The 22,026-nt window shown below is 67.8% G+C and carries 19 protein-coding genes; 4 read left to right on the top strand and 15 right to left on the bottom strand.

Features of this window, described 5'->3' with window-relative positions:
* Nucleotides 1–146: 146 nt before the first annotated feature.
* On the bottom strand, nt 147–1,148 hold the full coding sequence (locus F0357_RS25320) for a helix-turn-helix transcriptional regulator (RefSeq protein ID WP_153487539.1): 1,002 nt from the start codon (nt 1,146–1,148) through the stop codon (nt 147–149).
* A gap of 93 nt (nt 1,149–1,241) precedes the next feature.
* Entirely contained in the window at nt 1,242–1,637 is a 396-nt protein-coding gene (locus F0357_RS18905) for a winged helix-turn-helix transcriptional regulator (protein WP_153487535.1), read from the bottom strand.
* A gap of 107 nt (nt 1,638–1,744) precedes the next feature.
* Here F0357_RS18905 and F0357_RS18900 point away from each other — a divergent pair, with 107 nt between their 5' ends.
* The 4 genes from F0357_RS18900 (at nt 1,745) to F0357_RS18885 (ending at nt 4,836) form a co-directional block, all read left to right on the top strand.
* Nucleotides 1,745–2,299, top strand: coding sequence for an FMN-dependent NADH-azoreductase (locus tag F0357_RS18900; RefSeq protein ID WP_153487532.1), 555 nt, complete (start codon nt 1,745–1,747; stop codon nt 2,297–2,299).
* Nucleotides 2,300–2,314: 15 nt separating this feature from the next.
* Complete coding sequence (locus F0357_RS18895) at nt 2,315–3,166, top strand: pirin family protein (protein ID WP_208948475.1); 852 nt, start codon at nt 2,315–2,317, stop codon at nt 3,164–3,166.
* Nucleotides 3,167–3,228: 62 nt separating this feature from the next.
* On the top strand, nt 3,229–3,951 hold the full coding sequence (locus tag F0357_RS18890) for an SDR family NAD(P)-dependent oxidoreductase (protein WP_153487526.1): 723 nt from the start codon (nt 3,229–3,231) through the stop codon (nt 3,949–3,951).
* 171 nt (nt 3,952–4,122) lie between these two features.
* The gene (locus F0357_RS18885; protein ID WP_153487524.1) at nt 4,123–4,836 is read left to right on the top strand and encodes a GntR family transcriptional regulator; all 714 of its coding nucleotides are present in this window, start codon (nt 4,123–4,125) and stop codon (nt 4,834–4,836) included.
* 110 nt (nt 4,837–4,946) lie between these two features.
* Here the strand turns inward: F0357_RS18885 and F0357_RS18880 are convergent, their stop codons facing one another.
* The 13 genes from F0357_RS18880 to F0357_RS18820 form a co-directional block, all read right to left on the bottom strand.
* Nucleotides 4,947–6,041: an ABC transporter ATP-binding protein gene (locus F0357_RS18880; RefSeq protein ID WP_312861758.1), complete on the bottom strand. Its 1,095-nt coding sequence runs from the start codon at nt 6,039–6,041 to the stop codon at nt 4,947–4,949.
* An 11-nt stretch (nt 6,042–6,052) separates the two neighbouring features.
* Nucleotides 6,053–6,853, bottom strand: a complete 801-nt coding sequence (locus F0357_RS18875) for an ABC transporter permease (protein ID WP_153487522.1) — start codon at nt 6,851–6,853, stop codon at nt 6,053–6,055.
* A gap of 1 nt (nt 6,854) precedes the next feature.
* A complete protein-coding gene (locus F0357_RS18870) occupies nt 6,855–7,745 on the bottom strand; it encodes an ABC transporter permease (protein ID WP_153487519.1) in 891 nt (296 codons plus the stop codon).
* Nucleotides 7,746–7,892: 147 nt separating this feature from the next.
* On the bottom strand, nt 7,893–8,903 hold the full coding sequence (locus F0357_RS18865) for an ABC transporter substrate-binding protein (RefSeq protein WP_153487516.1): 1,011 nt from the start codon (nt 8,901–8,903) through the stop codon (nt 7,893–7,895).
* 71 nt (nt 8,904–8,974) lie between these two features.
* On the bottom strand, nt 8,975–9,304 hold the full coding sequence (locus F0357_RS18860; RefSeq protein WP_153487514.1) for an NIPSNAP family protein: 330 nt from the start codon (nt 9,302–9,304) through the stop codon (nt 8,975–8,977).
* A gap of 5 nt (nt 9,305–9,309) precedes the next feature.
* Entirely contained in the window at nt 9,310–10,773 is a 1,464-nt protein-coding gene (locus F0357_RS18855; RefSeq protein ID WP_153487511.1) for an aldehyde dehydrogenase, read from the bottom strand.
* 4 nt (nt 10,774–10,777) lie between these two features.
* Nucleotides 10,778–11,818: an LLM class flavin-dependent oxidoreductase gene (locus tag F0357_RS18850; RefSeq protein WP_153488722.1), complete on the bottom strand. Its 1,041-nt coding sequence runs from the start codon at nt 11,816–11,818 to the stop codon at nt 10,778–10,780.
* Nucleotides 11,815–12,783 carry a flavin reductase family protein gene (locus F0357_RS18845; RefSeq protein ID WP_246161763.1) on the bottom strand — a complete coding sequence of 323 codons (969 nt, stop codon included), beginning with the start codon at nt 12,781–12,783 and terminating at the stop codon, nt 11,815–11,817. The genes F0357_RS18850 and F0357_RS18845 overlap by 4 nt, the downstream gene beginning before the upstream one ends.
* Before the next feature lie 2 nt (nt 12,784–12,785).
* Complete coding sequence (locus tag F0357_RS18840; RefSeq protein WP_153487507.1) at nt 12,786–13,574, bottom strand: alpha/beta fold hydrolase; 789 nt, start codon at nt 13,572–13,574, stop codon at nt 12,786–12,788.
* Nucleotides 13,546–14,148 carry an amino acid synthesis family protein gene (locus tag F0357_RS18835; RefSeq protein ID WP_153487503.1) on the bottom strand — a complete coding sequence of 201 codons (603 nt, stop codon included), beginning with the start codon at nt 14,146–14,148 and terminating at the stop codon, nt 13,546–13,548. Before F0357_RS18835 ends, F0357_RS18840 begins: the two co-directional genes overlap by 29 nt.
* 338 nt (nt 14,149–14,486) lie before the next feature.
* On the bottom strand, nt 14,487–15,143 hold the full coding sequence (locus F0357_RS18830) for a helix-turn-helix domain-containing protein (RefSeq protein WP_153487500.1): 657 nt from the start codon (nt 15,141–15,143) through the stop codon (nt 14,487–14,489).
* A 280-nt stretch (nt 15,144–15,423) separates the two neighbouring features.
* Nucleotides 15,424–21,273, bottom strand: a complete 5,850-nt coding sequence (locus tag F0357_RS18825) for an autotransporter outer membrane beta-barrel domain-containing protein (protein ID WP_153487497.1) — start codon at nt 21,271–21,273, stop codon at nt 15,424–15,426.
* Nucleotides 21,270–21,902 (bottom strand): hypothetical protein, encoded by a 633-nt coding sequence (locus F0357_RS18820; RefSeq protein WP_153487494.1) that lies wholly within the window; start codon nt 21,900–21,902, stop codon nt 21,270–21,272. Before F0357_RS18820 ends, F0357_RS18825 begins: the two co-directional genes overlap by 4 nt.
* Nucleotides 21,903–22,026 lie beyond the last annotated feature (124 nt).

Genomic DNA, 22,026 nt, shown 5'->3' with positions numbered 1-22,026 from the left:
GAATGAAAGGGAGGCCGAACGCGGACAAGAGCGCTGAGACGGCACACCCATCACCGGGAAACGCTTCGTTCCGCCGGCGTGGGGACAAATTAGGCGATCTCCGGGGGGTGGCCTACGCTGGCGCCATATGGGGATTCGCCAATGAATTATGCGATCGTGCGCTCGAACGCCGCCTCGGCGTCTGGAGCTCCGGTCGGGGGATGACCGAACCGGCGGGTAAAGGCGAGGGAGAAATTGCTCGCGTGGGCATAGCCGATCTGGTGGGCGACCTGCTTCACGCTCATGCCGCCCGTGGCGAGTAAATGCTGCGCGAGATCGAGCCGCCAGCGCACAAGGCACTGGAGGGGCGAGGCCCCGAACACGTCGCGGAAGACCTCGTTCAGGCGGCGATGCGACAACCCGACCTGCCGGGCGACGTCCACGATGCGCGGCGGATCGGCGAGATTGGCCATGAAGATCTCGCGGGCGGCGAGGGCCGCGCGCCGGCCCCGGCCACGATCGTAGGGCGGGTCGGTATCGTTCAGGAGGCGCAGGATCTCGGCCAGCATCTCGAAAGCCTTCGCCTCGAGAAAGAGCGCTTGCATCACTCCCTGATAGGGATGGTTGCAAATCTGCTCTGAAAGGCTGCGGAGCAGCGCCGTCGGGCGCGACGCGATGATCGCGGGGTCGAATTCGCCTGCGAGAAATGACTCGAAGACACGCCCCGGACTCTGCCCCTGGAGCATGTCTCGGAGCCGTTGCGGCGTGAAGGCGAGGCCGGCCGCCCGATGACGCGCCGGCGGATAGAAGAAGCTCGTCATCGGATCGCGCAGCATCGCGCAATAAAAGCTGTCGGCCTCGACGCCACCATTCGACGAGGACCCGTGATGGTATTCGTTCTGTCCGGAAAAATTGAGGGCGAGCCAGAGATAGGGGTCCCCCGTCTGCACCTCGTAGCTCAGCGTGACCGGAGAGCGGATGGTGGCAGCGAACGTATAGACCTCGAGGCCCGGCCGCGGCGAGAACTGGAGATAGTCGACGTCGCCGACCTCACCCGGCAATCCCGCCGCTTCCGGCGGGGCCGCGAGGCAATCGTAGCCGTTCGGCAACGACCACCGCGATTCCGACGGGATGCCCGTTTCCGCGCCCTCGACTGCGCCGAGATCCACCACAGCGTGCCCCCATCGCTGATTTAATCATTGATACCATGAGGGGCAGACTTTCTCCAGAGCACGGAATTCGCCCGCGCGACCGCCCCCCTTTCAGGTCATCTGCACGACCGCGTCCCCATCATCTCGGTGGTCGTAGGCGGCGCGGGCGCGGGTGATCGCGTCCGCGTTGGCGGAGGCCCAATCGGACAGGTCCTTCAGCGTGCGCAACAGCGTCATCCCCAAGGGCGTCAGCGCGTAATCCACGCGCGGGGGAACCGTCGGGAAAACGGTCCGGCTGACGAGCCCGTCCCGCTCGAGCGTGCGCAGCGTCAGTGTCAGCATCCTCTGCGAAATTCCGTCGATCGCGCGCTTCAACTCGGTGAATCGCATCGGGCCCGTGCCCAGCATCACAACCGCAAGTACGGTCCATTTATCCCCGATCCGCGTCAGAATATCCCGCGCGACGTAGCAGGATCCGTCGTCCCTGAAGACTATAGTTCCCTCCATGTGCCTCTGTGATTCCAAAGTGCCTCCTTGTGCGAATTCTACGGGCTCTCAATATGCGCCGCATCAGAGCGTAACCGGGGCGCCCGGTAGGACAAGGATGCGTAGCGATGACCATACTCCACGTCGATAGCAGCATAAACGGCGATCGCAGCGTCAGCCGCGCGCTGACCGCCGCCACGGTTGCCCATCTCGCCGCGCTGACGCCGTCCGCGAAGGTGGTCTACCGGGACCTCGGGGCCACGCCGCTGCCCCACCTCGCCCAGATCGGCGCCGGCGATGCCGGCGCGCTCGACGAGTTCCTCTCCGCCGACACCGTCGTCATCGGCGCGCCGATGTACAATTTCGGCGTCCCCTCGCAGCTCAAGGTCTGGCTCGACCACATCGCCGTCCCCGGCAAGACGTTCCGCTATGGTGCGAACGGGCCGGAAGGGCTCTGCGCCCGCCAGCGCGTCATCGTCATCTCCTCGCGCGGCGGCATCTTCACGGGCGCCTCGCCCTATGCGAGCTTCGACCATCAGGAATCCCATCTCAAGGCTTTCTTCGGCTTTCTGGGCGTGTGGGACCTCCGCTTCGTCCGCGCGGAGGGGCTCGCCCTCGGCGAAGAGATGCAGCAGAAGGCGCTCGCCGCCGCTCGGGCGGACATCGCGCAGCTCGCGGCCTGATTGGGAGCGCGGCCCGTGAGCGTCTCGGTCTCGCCGGCCATCCGTCTGACACGGCGGGCCGACACGCCGGATTTCTCGGTGTCCGGCATCGATCTCCACGACATCGCCGGCCCGCGTGCGCCGGTGACGGTCCTCGACGAATTCCGCGTGACGGGGCGCCCTTTCCCGCCCCATCCCCATGCGGGCTTCTCGGCAGTGACTTATGTCCTGCCGGGCTCGGCCGGCGGGCTCCGCAGCCGGGACTCCCTCGGGCACGACATTACGGTCGGGCCTGGAGGCATCGTGTGGACGGAGGCGGGTCACGGACTGCTGCACCACGAGGTGCCGTCCGATCCGGACAAGATGCTGCACGGTCTTCAGATCTTCGTCAACGCGAGCGCTCGCGCCAAGCTCGGTCCGCCGCGTCTCCTCTGGCTCGACGGCGCGGCGGTGCCGATCCATCGCGACGGCGAGGGCGTGCTCGCCCGGGTCGTCGTCGGTGAGTTCGGTGGCGTTCGCTCTCCCCTGGAGCCGACCGAGCCCTTCACGCTCCTCGATGTCGATCTCACCGGATCGACATCGTTTGCGCTGGGCGAGGACCAGTTCGCCACCGTCTATGCCCGGTCGGGCCGCGTCGAGCTGGGCGCGGGGCACAGCCCCCGAACGCTCCAGAGATCCGAAATCGCGACCCTCCACGGCGGCGCCGATCGCATCTCCATCGAAGCCCTCGATCCGGCGAACGTCCTGATCCTGGTCGGGCTCGAGATCCGGGATCCCGTGGTGGCCCACGGCCCCTTCATCATGAACTCCGAGGATCAGATCCGTGACGCGGCCGCCCGCTACACGCGCGGCGCAATGGGCTCGCTGCCGGCCCTCGCGAACGACTGAAGAAAACCTCTCCCGATCCCCCTTTCGTCTTCGAGCAAGACGTCGCTTCGCGTGTGAACACCATGAAAAAATGGATTGCCGTTCTCGGCGCAGGCCCCGGCCTCGGTGCGTCGATCGCCCGAAAATATGGAGAGCAGGGTTACGGCGTGGCGCTCGTCGCACGCCGGCTCGCCCCTCTCGAAGACCTCGCCGCGCCCTTGCGGCGCGACGGAATCGAGACTGCGACCTTCACGGCCGACGTCCGCAGCGCCGAGCAAATCGCCAGCGTGTTCGCGCGCATCAAGAGCGATCACGGTCCGATCGACGTCCTCTATTACGGCCCCAACGCGCCGGAGGCGTTCGTCCCGGCCTCGTCGCTCACGGTGGAGGCGGCACGCTCCAAGGTCGAGCTGTTCCTTTACGGGCTCATCGCGGCGGTGGGCGCGGTTCTGCCGGATATGCGGGCGGCGAGAGGCGGAACCATTCTGGTGGGGCTCGGCGGATCGGCCGCGGTCGGACTTCCCTTCGCGAGCGGCCCCGGCCCTGCGCTCTCCGCCGCCCGCAACTACCTCCATTCGCTCCACGGCGAACTCGCTCACGAAGGAATCTATGTCGGGATGCTGACCCTTTCGGCGATCATCCGCGACAGCGGCTGGCACGCCGGCATCGCCTCCGGCGAGATCGCGATGGATCTCCCGCCGGGGTTCGAAATTCCGGAGGTCGATCCGGGCGCGCTCGCCGAGATGCTGTGGCAGCTCGCCGCCACCCGGGAGACGCCGGAACTGATCTATCCCCCACGGCCCTAAGGCCGCACCGACCCGGCGAAGAGGGTGGTCCGGGCTCGCTCGATCCAGTGGGCGGGTTGGAGCCTTGGCCCTCGCGCTGGTCGGCGTCATATGGCATTCCAAGGACATGAAGGGCTTCGCGGGCGATTCGCGGGCCCGCCGCGCTCGCGCGTGGCGAACGGGTCCGGAGCCATGGTTCAAAGCAAGCGGTCTCTCCTCGTCGATCGCCCGGCGAAGACATTGCGCGAGCTCGCGCTCGAGAAGATGCGCGAGGCGATCATCGATCTCAGCTTCAAGCCCGGAGAGCGGCTCGTCGAACGCGATCTCTGCGTCGAGCTCGGCGTCAGCCGCACGGTGGTCCGCGAGGTGCTGCGCCACCTCGAATCCGAGGGCCTCGTGGTCACGCTCGGCAACCGCGGTCCCATCGTCGCGCGCACCTCGGCGGCCGAGGCGGCGCAGATCTACGAGATCCGCGGCGCGCTCGAGGCGATCGCCGCCCGGGCCTGCGCCGAGGCGTCCGACAAGACCTTCGTCGCCGACCTCGAAACCGCGCTCGCCGCGATCCATTCCGGCTACGAGACGCCGGATTGGCCCAAGGTGCTCGCGGCGACGACGGAATTCTACCGCATCCTGTTCGAGGCCGCCGGCAAGGAGATCGCCTGGGGGATCGTCAACTCGATCACCGCGCGCATCAACCACCTGCGCTCGATGACGATCAAGACGCCGGGCCGCGATGCCGCCGGGCCGACCGAGATGACCCGCATCGTCGAGGCGATCCGCGCCGGTGACGGCGAGGCGGCCCATGCCGCGGCGCTCGCCCACGTGCGCAGCGCGGCCGCGATCGCCGGCGCCCTGTTCGCCGATCAGCCGGAGGCCGAAACGGCCAAGCCGGCGAAGGGGCGCTGAAGACCGCGGCGAGGCGCCCAGACGCCGGCGCCCCGGCATAGCTCAAATCGAGATCATGTGGCTCGCGGCGCCCGCGCGCGCGGCATTCCCTGACAGGACGCGGCATTCCCTCACAGGAAGACGTGGGCCTGCGCCGGGTCGAAGCCGAGCCAGACGTCGGCACCGCGGGCGAGCCCGCTCCCGCCGGGATGGCCGAACGGCAGCCGCACATTGATCGCCTCGCCGCCTTGCGTCTCGGTCGCGATCGAGAGGCTGCCGCCGAGGAAGGTGATGTCCCGCACGCGGACGGGGATCGCCGGGCCGTCGCCGGCGTCGGCGCGCAGGGCGATACGCTCCGGGCGCAGCATCAGGGCGGCGCTGCCGCCGTCCCGCGGCGCGGTGCCCGCCGGCGGCGCGTGGAGGGGAATGCCGCCCACGACCGCACCGCCGGCGAGGCGGATGCTCGCCTTGGTGCCCTCGACGGCGACGAGCTCGCAGGGGAGAAAATCGCTGTCGCCGATGAAGTTCGCGACGAAGCGCGTCGCCGGGTTGGCGTAGAGCTCCTCGCCGGTGCCAACCTGGTCGATGACGCCCTTCGAGAACACGGCGATGCGGTCGGAGAGGCGCAGCGCCTCCTCCTGGTCGTGTGTGACGTAGAGGATGGTGACGCCGGTCTCCTCGTGGATCCGGCGGATCTCGACCTGGATCTCCTCCCTGAGCTTCTTGTCGAGCGCCGAGAGCGGCTCGTCCATCAGCAGGACCGGCGGGTCGTAGACGAGGGCCCGGGCGAGGGCGACGCGCTGCTGCTGGCCGCCGGACATCTGCGCCGGCTTGCGGTCCTCGAAGCCTTCGAGGCGGACGAGGCGCAGCATCTCCTTCACCTTCGCCTCGATCTCGACCTTCGGCCGGCGGCGCACCGCGAGCGGAAAGGCGACGTTCTCGGCGACGGTGAGATGCGGGAACAGGGTGTAGCGCTGGAACACCATGCCGATATTGCGCCGGTGGGGCGGCGTCTGGAGCAGCGAGCGGCCTTCGAGGCGGATGTCGCCCGCAGTCGGCACGTCGAGACCGGCAAGGATATAGAGCGTGGTGCTCTTGCCCGAGCCCGAGGGGCCGAGAAAGGTCATGAACTCGCCGCGACGCACGCTGAGCCGCACGTCGTGAACCGCGACGAAGGCGCCATATTCGCGGCGGATGCCGGCGATCTCCAGATAAGGCTCGGTCACGACAGGTTCGGTCACGTTCGGCGTCCCTTCCGCGCGAAGGCCGCGAGGACCATGAGGGCGATGGTGAAGGCCATGAGCAGGGTCGAGGCGGCGGCGATCACCGGCGTCAGATCCTGGCGCAGCGTCGCCCAGATCTTGACCGGGAAGGTCTGCAAGGTCGGGCTCGCCATGAAGATCGCGAGCACCACCTCGTCCCAGGAGGCGAGGAAGGAGAACACCGCGGCCGAGAACAGGCCGTGGGCGATCGCCGGCACGGTGACGCGGGCGACCGCCTCGATGGGTCTCGCACCGCACAGCACGGCAGCGTCCTCGATCGATTTGTCGAAGCCTTCGAGCGCGCCGGTGATGGCGATGATCGAGAAGGGCAGGGCGACCACGAGGTGGGCGATGACGAAGCCCGGCGTGGTGCCGGCGAGCCCGACGCGGAGGAAGAAAGCGTAGAGCGCCACCGCAAGGATGACGACCGGTAGGATCATCGGCGTCAGGAAGAACGCCTTCAGCGTCTCCCGGCCAGGAAAGCGACCACGCACCAGGCCGAACGCGGTGAGGAAACCGAGCGCCACCGACAGCACCGTGACGAGACAGGCGATCTGAAGGCTCGTCCAGGCGGACTCGAGCCAGCTCGGATCGGCGAGGAGCTCCCGGTACCAGCGCAGCGTCCACGCCGGCGGCGGGAAGATCAGCCATTGCGACGAGCCAAACGACAACGCGGCAATGAAGACGATCGGCATGAGAAGGAAGATCGTCGCGGCGGCGGTGATGCCGACGAGGACCCAGCGCCACCAGCCGAGACGGTCGAATTGCAACAGCATCTCAGCGCCCCCCGAGCCCGGTCGCGCCGAACAGGCGCAGTTGCAGGGCGTAGAGACCGAGGGTGACGACGAGGAGCACGAAAGCCGCCGCGCCGCCCATGCCCCAGTTCACCAGCGATTGCACGAACTGGGCGATGAGCTCGGCGAGCATCATGTTGGCGGTGCCGCCGAGCAGCGCCGGCGTCACAAAATAGCCGAGCGACATCACGAACACCATCAGCGCGCCGGCGGCCATGCCGGGGGCGACGAGGGGCAGTAGTACGCGCACGAGAGCCTGGAAACGGGTCGCGCCGCACAAGGCCGCGGCCTGGAGGATCGCCGGATCGATCTTGCGGATCACCCCGTAGAGCGGCAGCACCACGAACGGCAGCATGATGTAGGTCATGCCGATGGTGACGCCGACGAGGTTGTTGACGAGCGGCAGCGGCTCGTGGATCAGGCCGAGCCCCATCAGCGTCTTGTTGATGAGTCCCGTGCGCTGAAGCAGGACCATCCACGCATAGGTGCGGGTCAGGAGGTTGGTCCACATCGACAGAAGCAGGATTGCGAAGACCGGCGCCGCCGCGGCCCGCGGCAGGATCGCGAGCGTCCAGGCGACGGGGAAGCCGATCAGCAGCGACACCAGCGTGACGAGGGCGGAGACTTCGAACGTGTTGAGGAAGATCCTGAGATAGGTGGTCGAGCCGAGCAGGGCGGCATAGTTTTGCAAGCCCGGCGAGGGCTCGAGCACGCTGCGCAGCAGAAGCGCGATCACCGGCAACGCGAAGAACACGACGAGGAGAACAAGCGCGGGGAGAAGCAGGCGGAAGGAGCGCCCGCGTCTGACCGCGCTGACGGCCGGACGGCTGCGTCCGTCCCGCCTGCCGATCGGTGCTGCCTCGATGCTCGTCATCACCCGCTCGTCGTTCCAGAGCATCGCCGGTCGGATCTGGCGACCCGATCGGCGAGATCATGCCACGGATTTCGGACCTTCAGGAGAGCGCACCGGCGCGCCGTCCGGCCGGGCGAACCGGCCCGTCCGGACGGCGCTGCGCGGGGCTCACTTCGCCTGCCAAGCGTACCAGCGCTCGCCGATGGCGTCCCGGTTCTTCGCCCAATAGGTCATGTCGGCGTTGATCTGGGTGGCGGTCTGCTTGTCCGGCAGGGTGGCGGCGACGGTTGCGTCCATCAGAGCCGGCGAGCCGAGATTGATCGGCGCGTAGCCGGTGGTCGCGGCGAAGGCGGCTTGCGGTGCGGCGGAGGTCGCATACGCGATGAAGCGCATCGCGGCGTCCTTGTTCTTGGTGCCCTTCGGGATCACCAGCGCGTCGGCCGCCGTGATGTTGCCATCCCAGGAGGTCTCGACATTGACCCCGGTCTTGGCGAGCGCGGTCAGGCGGCCGTTCCAGAACGAGCCGAACGGCGCCTCGCCGGAGGCGAGGAGTTGCTGCGACTGCGCGCCGCCCGACCACCAGACGATGTCGCTCTTGATGGTGTCGAGCTTCTTGAAGGCGCGGTCGAGATCGAGCGGATAGAGCTTGTCGGGCGCGACGCCGTCGGCGAGCAGGGCGGCCTCGATCACGCCCGGCGCCGACCACTTGTAGAAGGTGCGCTTGCCCGGGAACTTCTTGGTGTCGAACAGGTCGGCCCAGGTCTTCGGGCAGGCCGACACCACGTCCTTGTTGCAGCCGATCACGAACGAATAATAGAAGCTGCCGACCGAATAATCGGTGACGAAGCGGGGATCGAGCTTCGATTTGTCGATCACCGAGAAATCGAGCTTCTCGAGAAGCCCGTTCTGGCCGGCCTGAACGGCATAATCGCCCTCGACGTCGACGACGTCCCAGGTGACCTTGTCGGCTTCGACCATGGCTTTGATCTTGCCGTAATCGGTCGGGCCGTCCTGGAGCACCTTGATGCCGGTCTGTTCGGTGAACTTCGCGGCCCAATCGTCCTTCTGGGCGTCCTGGGTGGTGCCGCCCCAGCTCGCGAAGGCGATCTCTGCCGACATCGCGGGACCCGCGAGGCCGAGGACAGCGGCGAAGGCCGCGGCGGAAAGCAAGGTCTTCATCGTGTGTTCCCCTGTGTTGGTCGGCTGACCCGGCCTTGTGGCCGATGTTCTGTCGTCGGAAGCCCCGGCTCTCAGGCCGGTTTGGTCGGCGGCCCCGGTGAAAACGGAGCCGGTTTCATGATCTTGTTTTCGGCGACTTCGATGAGGTCGCGGATCTTGGGCAGGAAGGCCTGCCAGGCCGGATCGGCGAGCAGCGCGGCGCGCCGGCGTTCGCGATCGTCCAGGCTGTCAAACGCCCAGATGTGGACGATCTCGTTGATCGGTCCGATCTCGGAGAAGAGGTAGGCGACGAGGGTGCCGAGGTGGCGCGCCTGGATGGCGATGCCCTCCTCCTCGACGACCTTGAGATAAGCCGGCACCGCGCCGTTCTTCAGCCGATAGGTGCGGACCTCGTAGAACATGGGGCTCACCGCATCACGAAGGGATCGGGGATCGGATCGTCGGAGGTCCGCAGCCAGATCGTCTTGGTGCGGGTGAAGTCGAGCGCGGCGGCGAGCCCGCCCTCGCGGCCGTGGCCGGAGAGCTTGGTGCCGCCGAAGGGGGCGATCGGCGAGACGGCGCGGTAGGTGTTGACCCAGACGATGCCGGTGCGCAGCCGCTTCATCATGCGGTGGGCGCGCGTCAGGTCCTTGGTGAAGAGCCCGGCCGCGAGGCCGTAGAGGCTGTCGTTGGCGAGCCGCAGCGCCTCCGCCTCGTCGGCGAAAGAGACGACGGAGAGAACCGGGCCGAAGAATTCCTCGCGCAGCGCCGGCGCATCGGTGCCGTCGCAATCGAGGATGGTCGGCGGGAAGAAGAAGCCGTCCTGCGCCAGCGCCGTGCCGCCGGTGACGACCGTGGCACCCCGTTCGACCGACGCGGCGATCAGGGCCTCGATGCGTCCGCGCTGGCGGGCGGTGCAGAGCGGGCCGACCTCGGTCTCCATGGCGAGCGGCGTGCCGATCCGCACCGCCTCGGCCTTGGCCTTGAGAATCGCGAGGAACCGCTCCTTGACGCTACGCTCGACGAGAAGCCGCGAACCGGCGACGCAGCTCTGCCCCGTCGCCGCGAAGATGCCGGCGACCTGGGCGTTCGCGGCGCTCTCGAGATCGGCGTCGGCGAACACGATGAACGGCGACTTGCCGCCGAGTTCGAGGGAGGTCGAGGCGAGGTTCTCGGCCGAATGGCGCACGATCGCCCGTGCCGTTTCCGGCCCGCCGGTGAAGGCGACATGGGCGACCTTCGGATGGCGGGCGAGCGCGGAGCCGCAGGTCGCGCCGAAGCCGGTCAAAATGTTGACGACGCCGTTCGGGAAGCCGGCTTCGTGGACGAGTTCGGCAAAGGCGAGCAGGGGCGCCGGCCCGTCCTCCGAGGCCTTGACGACGAGGGTGCAGCCGGCGGCGAGTGCCGGGCCGATCTTCACCGCGGCGAGGAAGAGCTGGCTGTTCCACGGCACGATCGCGGCGACGACGCCGATCGGCTCGCGGCGCAGCCAGACATCCATGTCCGGCTTGTCGATCGGCAGCACGCTGCCTTCGATCTTGTCGGCGAGCCCGGCATAATAGCGGTAATATTCGGCGACGTAGGCGATCTGCGCCGAGGTCTCGCGGATGATCTTGCCGGTGTCGCGGGTCTCCAGTTCGGCGAGGCGGCCGGCATTGGCGGCGACGAGATCGGCGAGGCGCGACAGGAGCTTGCCGCGCGCCGTCGCGTTCATGGTCGCCCACGGACCGTCGTAGAGCGCCCGCTCGGCCGCCGCGACGGCCCGGTCCACGTCGCTCTCGCGCGCTTCCGGCATCTCGGCCCAGGCACGGCCCGTCGCCGGGTCGAGGCTTTCGAAGCGCGCCTCGCCGTCGGTGAAGGTGCCGTCGATATAGGCGCGGAAGCGTTCCATGACTCTACTCCGCGAAGGCCGGCATCACCTCGGCGATGAAGCGTTCGAGCGACGCCTTCTTGCGCGCGAAGCTCATGCCGGTGTCGATCCAGAGCGAATATTCGTCGTAGCCGAGCGCCTCGTAAGTCTTCAGGCGGGCGACCACCTGATCGGGCGTGCCGACGGGCAGGTTCTTGCGCATCACCTCGGGCGAGATCTGCGGGTTCGCCGCCATGTCCTCTTCGGAGAGGCGCTCGACGAGGCCCTGGTGGATCGGCCTCTCGTTCTTGAACCAAGCGAAGAAATAATTGTAGTAGACGCTCATCTCCTTCGCCGCCTGGACGAGATCGGCCTCGTCCGTGCCCACATAAGTGTGGGCGAGCAGCATGATGCGCGGCCGTTCCTTGTCCCAATGCTTCTCGCAAGCGGCGTTGAACTTCGCCATCAGGCTGGCGATTTCCTCGTCGCCGTTCCACAGCGGCGTCACCTGGACGTTGCAGCCGTTGGCGACGGCGAATTCGTGGCTCGACGGGTCGCGCGCCGCGATCCACAGCGGCGGGTGCGGCGCCTGCAGCGGCTTCGGCGAGGAGGTCGTCGCGGGGAATTTCCAGAACTCGCCGTCGTGGGCATAGTCGCCGGCCCAGATGCCCCTGATCGCCGGCACCAGCTCGCGCATGCGCTGCCCGGCGCCCCAGGCGTCGAGGCCCGGCACCAGACGCTCGTACTCAAAGGAATAGGCGCCGCGCGCGATGCCGATCTCGAGCCGGCCACCGCTGATGATGTCCGTCATCGCCGCCTCGCCGGCGAGCTTGATCGGATGCCAGAACGGCGCGATCACCGTGCTCGTCCCGAGCCGCACGTTCGTCGTCCGCCGGGCGAGATCGGCGAGGTTGATGAACGGGTTCGGCGCGATGGTGAATTCCATCCCGTGATGTTCGCCGGTCCACACCGCGGCCATGCCGCCGCGATCGGCGATCTCCGCGAGCGCGCAGAACTCGTCATAGAGCGCCTGGTGGCTCTGCGACGCGTCGAGCCGCTCCATGTGGACGAACAGCGAGAACTTCATCGGGACGATCCTCGGGAAAGCGCTTGAGCGGACTCGGTCAGAGGATGCACCCGCCCGGCCGTCTCGTTGCCGACATAGATTCCGAAATTGCCGAGCGCGCGCTCGCTCGCATAGCGCCGCAGGATGTCCTTGGCCTGGGCGCTCGCGATGCGGTCGAGCGGCAGGGCATCGAGGGGGTAGAGATGCCCCGCCGCCTGCGCGTCGTCGAGGGTCGCGCGATAGACCACGTGCTGCCGCCCGGTCGGGCGATCGGCATAGATCGAGAAGAGAAAGCCGACCGTCGCCGCGCATCCCGTCTCGGCCGCAAGGCCGGCGGCGAGCGTGCCGGTCGGATCGCCGTCGCTCACCGCATATTCCGGAAGCCGCAAGCTGCCGTCGTCGCCTTCGAGGAGCAGAACGGCGCCGTCGCGCTCGGCGACCGCCGCGACGCGGGCCGAGCCTTCCGCCGCCGCCGGCACCGCCTGCGCTTCGAGGCTCGGGGTGAAATAGGCGCCGCGGGAATAGCCGAGCCCGTTGCGGCCGCTCGCCGCGAAGGCCGCGACGCGCCCGATGAGAATGGCGTGGTCGCCCGCCTCGACGACCCGCTCGGTCACGCAATCGAACCACGCCGCCGCGTCCGGGAACACCGGCGAGCCCTGCGGCCCCGGCTCCCAGCGCACCGTCGCGAACCGGTCCTCGACCCGGCGGGCGAAGGTGTTCGAGACGTCCTTCTGGTCTTCCGACAGGATGTTGACGGCAAAGCCCGCGCTTTCCGTCATCGCCGCATAATTGCGCGACGAGCGGGCGAGGCAGACGAGCAAGAGCGGCGGATCGAGCGAGACCGAGGAGAACGAGTTCGCCGTGAAGCCGATCGGCCGTCCGTCGGGATCGTGGGCGGTGACGACGGTGACGCCGGTGATGAAGCTGCCGAAGGCGTCGCGCAGCGCCCGCGGGTCGATGCTCTCAGGGCTTGCGCTCGCGCTCATCGTCAGCTCCGAAGCCAGTCCGCGAGCGCCGCATTGACGCGCTCGGGGGCAGTGAGATTGACCATGTGGCGGTGGCCTTCGACGATCACCGCCCGCCCGTTCGGTGCCAGCGCGGCCATCGCCTCGGCCATCGCCGGCGTCGAGTTCGGATCGCCGTCGCCGGTGAGGAAGAGGGCCGGGCAGGCGACCCTTGGCCATGCATCGGCATAGACCGCATCCCCCTCGGCGAAGGCGCCGTAGGCGGTGGCATAGCCCGCCGGATCGACCGAGGAGAGCCACAGCCGCACGAGGCCGACGGTCGCGGGATCCGCGGCATCGTCGTCGAACCAGCGCTGCAGCGGCCCCTCGACGTCGCGGTGGCCGGCGGCGATCTCCCTGGCCCGGGCGACGACCGCCGCCCGCGCCGCGGGATCGCGCCGGTAGACGCCGTTGAGGAGGGCGACGCGGCGGATGCGGGCGCCGAACTCGGCCGCCGCGCCGCCGGCGATGAGCGCCCCCATCGAATGGCCAGCGAGGTTGACCGCGTCGAGGGCGAGATCGTCGAGCACGTCGCCAAGCCATTTCACGAAGGCCGGCAGCGCTGCACCGGCTTCGAGCGGCGCGCTGCCGCCGTGGCCGGGCATGTCGACGGCGATCACCCGGTGGGTGGCGGCGAAATAAGCGATCTGCGGCTGCCACGCCTCGAGCCGCAGCCCGACGCCGTGGATCAGGACCAGCGGCTCGCCGGCACCGGCCTCTTGATAAGCGGCGCCGCGCCGCGTCCTAGACCGCAGCAGGGTTGTCGAGGTCATGGCCGAGCTCTTTGAGGTCCTGGTAGCGGTCGCCGATGCGGTGGTGGGGCCGACCGCCGACGGAGGCGCCGAGCGCCACGACGATCTCGTCGGCGGCCGGCGCGTCGGGCACGGCGAGCTGGATGGTCAGATAATGCGAGCGCCGCCCGGCATCGTTCTTGTCCATCAAGGGGATCATGATCGGCGCGCCGGGGCCGCCGCGGGTGTTGGTGAAGGCGAGGTAGGACTTCGCGCCGACGGCCGAACGGTAGAAGTTGCCGAAGCGCAGGGTGTGGATCAGCGCCGAGGCGTGCTCGATCTCGCCGTCGGTGCCGACGACGGCCGCCTTGCCGTAGCCCTCGACGGCTTCGCCGGAGCCGACCGCGCCGAGGATCATCGCCGTCAGGGTCTCGCCGAGCACCGGGGCGACGCGGCGGATCTCGGGGCCGAGATCCTCGACATAGCCGAGCCCGGCCCACGGATTCTTGAGGACGGCGAGGGCCGTGTAGAGCACCAGGGGCCGCGCCGCCGCCTTGCCCCCCTCGACGAGCGTCGTCTCGACCTGAAGCAGGGTCTTGCGGATCTCGACGCTCATCGCGACCTCTCGTATCGGCTACCTTGTTAGGTATGATGGTATACCAAAATAGTGAGTGTCAAGCGCCGGGGTGGGATTTCGACCGTTGTCGGGGAGGCGGGAATGCCGATGCGCGCGCCGCATCGATGGCCGCGCGATCGACAGGCGTTCGGGGCCGATGAGGTTGCAGCCACCGGCGGCTCACGCGACGCCGCGGCACAACGAGCCGCGCCGGCCGGGTCCGCGGCGCGCGCGGTGCGAACCGGGACGGCGCGTGCCACGCCGGGAAGCGGGACGGAGACGGGCTCGGGATGGGCCTGACCGCTGCCCTGACGGGGCAGCGCCCCGCCGTCGTCGCCTCAATCGCCGAGGTGGACCAGGTCGGAAATGCCCTTCGGCAGGGTCGCCAAGCAGGGCTCGTAAACGACGTCGACCAGCGTCTGATAGCCGTAGCGGCGGAAGCACATGTGCCAACGATGGCGGATCGGGACATCGAGCGACAGGTTCATGTGCCGGTCGCTGACACCGGTCACGACGCCGAGCGAGCCGTCCATGATTCCGTGACCGATCTCTCTGTCGAAGGCGAGGTGCTGGGCCTCGTCCACCAGATGGTCGGCCAGAAAACGGGATTCGAGGTCGCCGCTGTCCGGCCAGAGGGACCGAAAGCCCTGGGACGTCGTGAGGAGGCGCACACCGTCGAAGTCGAAGAGGGCGCGCATGCCGGATTGCCGCTTCACGAACAAGCGATCGAGAAGCGTCTCATCCCGACCGCTCCTCGCCATCAAGTCATGAAGGCGCCGCATATTGTCCCGGCTGGGCATGTCGCGGCCGGATTCCCAGAACGAGATGGTCGCCTGCGAGACGCCGAGCATCTGCGCGAGGGCCGCCTGCTTGATCGAATTGATATGCCGCCAGGTCTTCAGGCGCCGAGCGAAATTCTCCGCAGCGATCGGCTGCAGACGGATCGGATAGGCGTCCGGCACACGGAGCTCGGACGAACTCGGTTGAATCGTCATGGCCCCCGCCCGATCCAATTGATCGATCCATACTAAACACGCAGATTTTATTCGACAACAAGACAACCCGAAATGGGCAACGCTCTCCTGTTCGGTGGAGGGAAGCGCGAGGGGGCAGGGCCTCCGACCCGTCAGCCGCCCCGATGATCGCGGTCCCGCGGCGGCAGGTGCCAAGCCGACCGCGAGACCGGCGTGCGTTCGCAATATGAGAGCGCACTGCGGAATGCCGCCCGCCGACGCAGGCGGCGCAACTTCACATCTTCATCGGGATGGGGGCTTCTCAGAATTTCATGGAGAGGCGGAGCGAGAGTTCCTGGCCGACGAAGTCGTTGGCGAGCTGGGCGCGGTATTGGCCGCGTACCTCGTAGCCGTCCCGGTTCATGAACTGCACGCCGCCGCCGACGTCGAGCAGCGCATTCGGCATCTCGTTGCTCGTCTCGTACGAGATCCCCTGCGTGCCCCCGTACGAGAACGTCGACGTCGTGTTGATGCTGTTGCCCGCCACGAACATGCCACCCACCCCGACATAGGGCCGAACCCACGCACCGTCCCCGACATTGACCCGTGACCCAACCTCGAGCACCGGCTGTAGCACGCCGCTCCAATGGTCGATCGAGCCCGACGACACGCTCATCCCGTTCGCCGCGAACGTGTAGCCCGGCATCGAAAGATGCAGCACGTTCACGTCCACATAGGGCCGCACATACCACGTCTGGAATGCGAACTCGTACGCCGCCCGCAGCTTCAGGCCGGCCGTCCAGAGGTCCGTGTCGTTCGACGCCGCGCCCTGCTGCGTCCCGACCACCAGCGTGTTGTTCGTCTCGTACGTGCCGTAGCCGGCCTGCAGCGACGCCGCCAGCAACAACGGCCCCATCTGGTGCTTCAGCGCCACCGAGACGTCGCCGCCCGTGCCGTTCGTCGAGCTCAGCCCGCTGCTCGCCTGCAGCCAGCTCATGTTGTAGGCCGCCGTCGCCCCGAGATACCAATCCGGCGCCACCTCCCATTGCGCACCGACCCGGTAGCTCATGCCGCTCTGGTTGAAGCCTTCTCCGTCGCTGCCGCCGAACCGTGCCATCCGCGAGCCCACAACCCGCGACCACACGCACTCGCCCTCGTGAATGCGCAAGCCGTCACCCTCGAACGCCGGGCAGCTCAGCGACGCATTGAGCGAATCGAGCGATTGGAACGACTGACCCACCGCCGGCTGGTTGTTGCTCTCCGACGCGCTCGCGCTGTTCACCAGCGCCTTGAACTGCTGCTTCGTCGTCAGGTTCGCCGCCTGAGCGAAGAAGCCCGCCATCCCGGCATTGCTCGAATCCCAGGCGTTCTGCGCACTCTGAAGCATCGAGCGCTCGGTCTTGGTCAGCGCCCGCGACGTCAGGCTCTGCGCCTTGGCCAGGAACGCCGCCGACGGCGAGATCACCAGGCTGTTGCCCGTCTGCGCCACGCTCCACGAGATCGGGCTCACCGGGCTCGCCCCCGCCGTCGCCGGCACCCCGCCAAACAGCATGTTGGCGGTCGTCACCACGGTGAAGTTGCCCGGCAGCAGACCGTTCACCGCATAAGGCTTGATCGCCACGCCGTCCACCAGGAGGTAGTCAGCGGTGAGGAGATCGCTCGACGGGGAATTCGCCGGCGCCACGCTCGTCACGTCCGCCAGCAGCACACCGCCCAGATCCAGCTTCCCCCGCGTCACACTCGCCGTCGCGATCTGACCCACCCCGCCGACATCAAGCGTGCCGAGGTTCGTGAAGGCGCTGCTATACCACAACGCCCCGCCAGATGCACCGAGATTGATGGTGCCCGCCCCGGCGCTGCGATAGGTGCCATCAGCCGCGTTCGTGAACGCGTTCTCATTTCCGTAGACGCCGCCGACATTGAGATCGATGTCGCCGACAACGGTCCCGTGGTTCGTAACCGTGTCTTTGCCGAACGACGCCACGATCGCCTTACCCGAGAGCGCGCTCAGGGTGGAGCCGGCACCGATGGTGATCTGGTTCGTGTTCCCGCCGTCGATCCCGATCGCCGCGCCATTACCGGAGCCGCCAACGATCGTGCCGGTATAGTTGACGGTGATGTTGCCGCCGCGCTTGCTCGGGTCGAGTCGCCCGTCGACCTTCTGGAAGCCGCTCTGGGCGAGAATTCCGAACGAATCCGCGCCGGTGGCCGAGATGTTTCCGTTGGCGATATTGATATTGATCGTGCCGCCCTGGCCGCTCGATCCTTTGCGGATCGACATGCTGTCTTGCCACACTGAGGATAGCCAATCCTGTACGTCCCTCACGGTCTTGTCCAAACCGAGGGCCGCGACGATGCTGCGATATTCCTGCGGAACGCTGTCCAGGATGTCGCCGATTTTATCGTCCTGACCGTAATCGTAGAGCTTGTTGTCCGCATCGCCGGCGAGCTTGATCGCATCGACGGGCGCGGTGATGTTCAAGACGGTGCGCGTCGCGCCACCGCCGCCGCCGAGCGATTGCGCCCAGATGCCATGGGCGAACGTGCCGGTCGTCGTGATATCCGTTCCCGCGACGCCGCCGGAGATCGAGATCGCGCCGCCATTCCCGCTGGACCCGCCGCTGCCGCCGATGATCGGAACCGTCCAGCCCATCAGGACGCCGGAGCCGCCGTACCCGCCGCCGCCGCCGACCGACTGGGCGAAGACCGCCGTGGACGCGTTGCCGGACGTCGTGATCTGGGACGGCTTGCCGCCGGCCCCGGTCAGGTCGAGCGTCACGCTGCCGCCATTGCCCGCCGCACCGCCGGACCCGCCCATCGAGGCTGAGAACTTCACGCCGCCGGGAGAGCCGGCGGCATTCGAAAGGCCGCCGCCGCCGCCGATCGATTGCGCGAAGATGCCGAAGGCGGCCTCGCCGGACGTTGAAATGGTACCCGACTGGACGACTTTGACGGCACCGCCGTTGCCGCCCGTGCCACCCGACCCGCCGAGCGTGAAGCTGCCCGACGTTATGCTCGTCTTGGCGGCGTTCGGGTCGACCGGGGCCGCATCGGGAACCTGCTCCAGGCCGAACAGCTTGAGGAATGCCTTGAGCGTATCGAGCGGGACCGCATCGGACGCGCTCGCCTGGGCGTCCTTGCTGGTCTCGGGGTTCATCGCGAACGCGCCGCCGCCGCCGCCGACGCTCTGCGCCACCAAGCCATGCGCTTCCGCGCCGCTGGTGGCGAGCGCGCCGGAATTGGTCACCGTGACGGCACCGCCGGCGTTGCCGGACCCGCCTGTTCCGCCGAGGGTGAAATTGAGGGTGACGCTCTTGGCCTTGTTCTGACTGCTCAGCGCGCCGACGCCCGTGCCGCCGCCGCCGCCGACGGACTGCGAGAAGATGCCGTAGGAGGCCTCGCCGGCGGTGGTGATCGCACCGGTGTTGTTGACCGCCACCCCGCCGCCGACACCACCCGAGCCGCCGGAGCCGCCGAGAGTCCCAAGGAGGTTGAGTTTGCTCGTGCCGGAGCCGTAGGCCGTGCCGCCGTCACCTCCGCCGCCGCCGATCGATTGCGCGAAAATTCCATGCGCGGCATTGCCGGCCGTGGAGATGGTGCCGGAATTGCCGATATCGATGATTCCCCCCGCGTTGCCCGAACCGCCGGCGCCGCCCAGCGACAGCGTCAGCGAGACGCTCGGGAATTTCACGCCGGACTTATTCTGCTCCTTGATGAAGGCATTGAGCGCGCTGAGTTGCTTATATAGGTCAGAATTTCTTATCGCGTCAGCGAACTCTGGAAGCTTCAGAGTATCGATCAATTTATCTAGGTATTCCTTAGTTCCAGGGTTCGCGTTTATTTTCTTTAACGCTTTATCTATGCCTTTAACATTTTTCTTAATTGTCTTCGTAAGTTGCGCGATTGTGTCAGGCACAGTGCTGGCCGCCGCCGTGAAGTTGCCGCCCTCACCGCCACCGCCGCCGACCGATTGGGCGAAAATGCCGTGCGAGGCGTCGCCGAGCGTGGTGATCGAGCCGCGCTGGGTAATTGTGACGGCGCCGCCGGTCCCACCGGCGCCGCCGCTGCCGCCGATCGACAGCTTCAACGCGGCCGTGCCCGTCACCTTCTCCGACCCACCGCCGCCGGTGCCACCGCCGCCGCCGATCGACTGGGCGAAGATGCCGGCCGATTGCGCCCCGCCGGTCGACAGCGTCGACCCGGCATTCGTGACGATCTCGACCTTGCCGCCGTTGCCACCGTCGCCGCCGCTGCCGCCGATCGAGGTCGTGCCGGTAAGGCTCTTCCCCAGCACATATTGCTGGGCGAGGCCGTTGAGGCCGTTGCCGAGGCCGATATTCGTGGTCGCCGAGGAACTGACCGCGCCGCCGTTGCCGCCGCCGCCACCGATGCTTTGCGCGACGATCGCGGCAGAGCGATCGCCCAGCGTCGCGACCGATGCGCCGTAATGATAAAGGCCGCTTGCGGTATCGACGAGGTGTTGCACTAGGACGTCGCCGCCGCTCCCGCCGCTCCCGCCGCTCCCGCCGACGGAGAGCGTGTAGACGACGCTGTTGCGCAGGCTCACCGCATTCGCGGAAGACGAGGCCGAGCCGGCATTGCCGCCGCCCCCGCCGACCGATTGGGCAAGAATGCCGGTCGCGTCGTTGCCGAACGTGCGCACCGTTCCGGTGTTGCGCACCTCGGCATAGCCGCCTTTGCCGCCTTTGCCGCCCGAGCCGCCGACCGAAGCGGCGACCGAGACCGCCACGCTGCCGGGGGCGGACACCGACAGCGCCTCGGCAAGCGCGCTGCCGGCATTGCCGCCGCCACCACCGATGCTCTGCGAGGCGAGGCCAATGGAGCCGGCGCCGTAGGTGGTGACCGTGTTGTTGACGTTGTTGATCGTGACGGTGCCGCCGTTGCCGCCGTTGCCGCCGGCGCCACCGACCGCCGCACTGATCGAAATGGAGGGCAGTTGCTGGCCACTCGGCGTCACCAGCGGAAGCGCCACCGAATAGGCGCTCGCGTCGCCCGCGGTGCCGCCGCCGCCACCGATGCTGATGCCGTCGAGGCCGCCGGCGTTCTCACCCCAGGTCGTGATCGCATAGCGGTTCTGCAGGCTGACGGTTCCGCCGTTGCCACCGCCGCCACCCTTGCCGCCGACGGCGACCGCCGCCGACAAGCCGAGGCCGATGGAGGAAGCCGCCGCATCGCCGCCGGTGCCGCCGCCACCGCCGATCGATTGGCCGAGAACCGCCGTGGCGTTGTCACCGGACGTTTCGATCAAGCCGTGCCAGTCGTATCCCGACCATTGGTTGCCGGTCCGGGCATAGCTGTCAAAATTGACGGTGCCGCCGTCGCCGCCGTCGCCGCCGCTGCCGCCGAGAGCGACCGACAGACCGATGCCATAGCTGCTGACATTGCCGCCGCGGCCACCACCGCCGCCGATGCTCTGCATCAAGACGCCGTAGGCCATGTCGCCGGCGGTGCTGATCGTTCTGTCTTCTTTCAGGTTCACCTTCACGGTGCCGGCCGGACCGGCGGCGCCGCCGACGCCGCCGCTGCTCCAGAAGAACACACCGCCGCTGCCGCCGGCGTTCGAGGAATCAGCGTCCTGGGTGTTCTGCCCGACGGACGGAACCGTCAGCCACGTGGCGCTCAACGCATTGCCGCCGCCGATGCTCTGGGCGGCGATCGCCGCCGAGCCCTTGCCGATCGTGGTGATGTTGCCCGCATTGTCGATCGTGACGTCGCCGCCTTTGCCGGAAGTGCCGCCGTTTCCGCCCGATCCGAACGTCGATCTCGCCCCCTGTCCGCCGGCGCCGCCGACGGATTGCGCAACGATGCCGAAGCTATAATTTCCCTGCGTCGAAATGGTGCCGGTGTTTGTCGCCGTGATGATGCCCCCCATGCCGCCGTCAGCACCGTGCGCCGCAGACGTCCACGCGCCACCGCTGCCCTTGCCGCCGGCGCGGCCAATGCTTTGGAGGATGACCGCGGAGGATTGGTCGCCGATCGTTGTGATGGTGCCGGCATTGGTGAAGTTGACGGCGCCGCCATTCCCGCCGTTCGAGCCGTAATAGGTCGAGGTATTCGCGCTCGCGTTGGCCCCCAACCCGCCTTTCGAGGCGGCGATGACAGCCGGCGCACCCGCCCCGGTCGTCGTGATCGAGCCGGAACGGCCGATCACGAGCGTGACGCTCTTGCCGGATTCTCCGGCATCCCGTTCTCCGCTCGGGTCGTCGGAGCCCCAATTACGGGGGTCGGGATTCCGTGATATTGGCCGGAACCGCCAGCCTCGGAGAGCAGGAAGATGCCGGCCATGTTGTTGCCGGTGGCACTCACAATGCCATTCAGTTCTGCGCTTACGGAGCCAGGGACATTCCCGCCACCCGAACGGGTGGCTCCCATGCCGCCTGCACCGCCGAGCGAGTAAAGCGAGATGAGCGGCGTCATCGTTTGCCGGTCTGAGCCGCCCGACACATTCATGCCGCCCGGCTGCTGCAGACTGATGTCCCCGCCGTGGCCACCGAACTCTCCCCAGACATTCGGCGTGACTAAGTTCCAGTCACCGTTGCCGCCCCAACCGCCGACGGAGCCGAGTTCGATCGCCGTTCCGGAGCTTCCGGCATAAGATTGGCTGAGAACGACGCTGGCACCCGCGGCATCCCCCCCTCGGGTCGGATAGCCACCGAAGTCCACGTTGTCGATTCCGTTGGTGCCGCGATTGACGATCACCAGCGTTTGGGCCTGTGCGGCCGGCGCAATCAGCGTTCCGACGAAGCTGACGCTTCCGAGCAGGACGGCGATGCGGAGCATGGCGCTCGAGCGACCGTGGGTCCGATCCGAGGGACGGGCGGTGAGAGTGTTGATCCGGCGCGACATCATGTTTTCCCGAGATCGCCCTTTGCGGGCGAATGGCCCCTGCATCCGCGGCCTGGAC

This window comes from Segnochrobactrum spirostomi (assembly GCF_009600605.1).
Taxonomy (GTDB): Bacteria; Pseudomonadota; Alphaproteobacteria; order Rhizobiales; family Segnochrobactraceae; genus Segnochrobactrum; species Segnochrobactrum spirostomi.
Note: the sequence above shows the minus strand (reverse complement) of the source record. Positions and strands in the feature narration are given on the sequence as shown.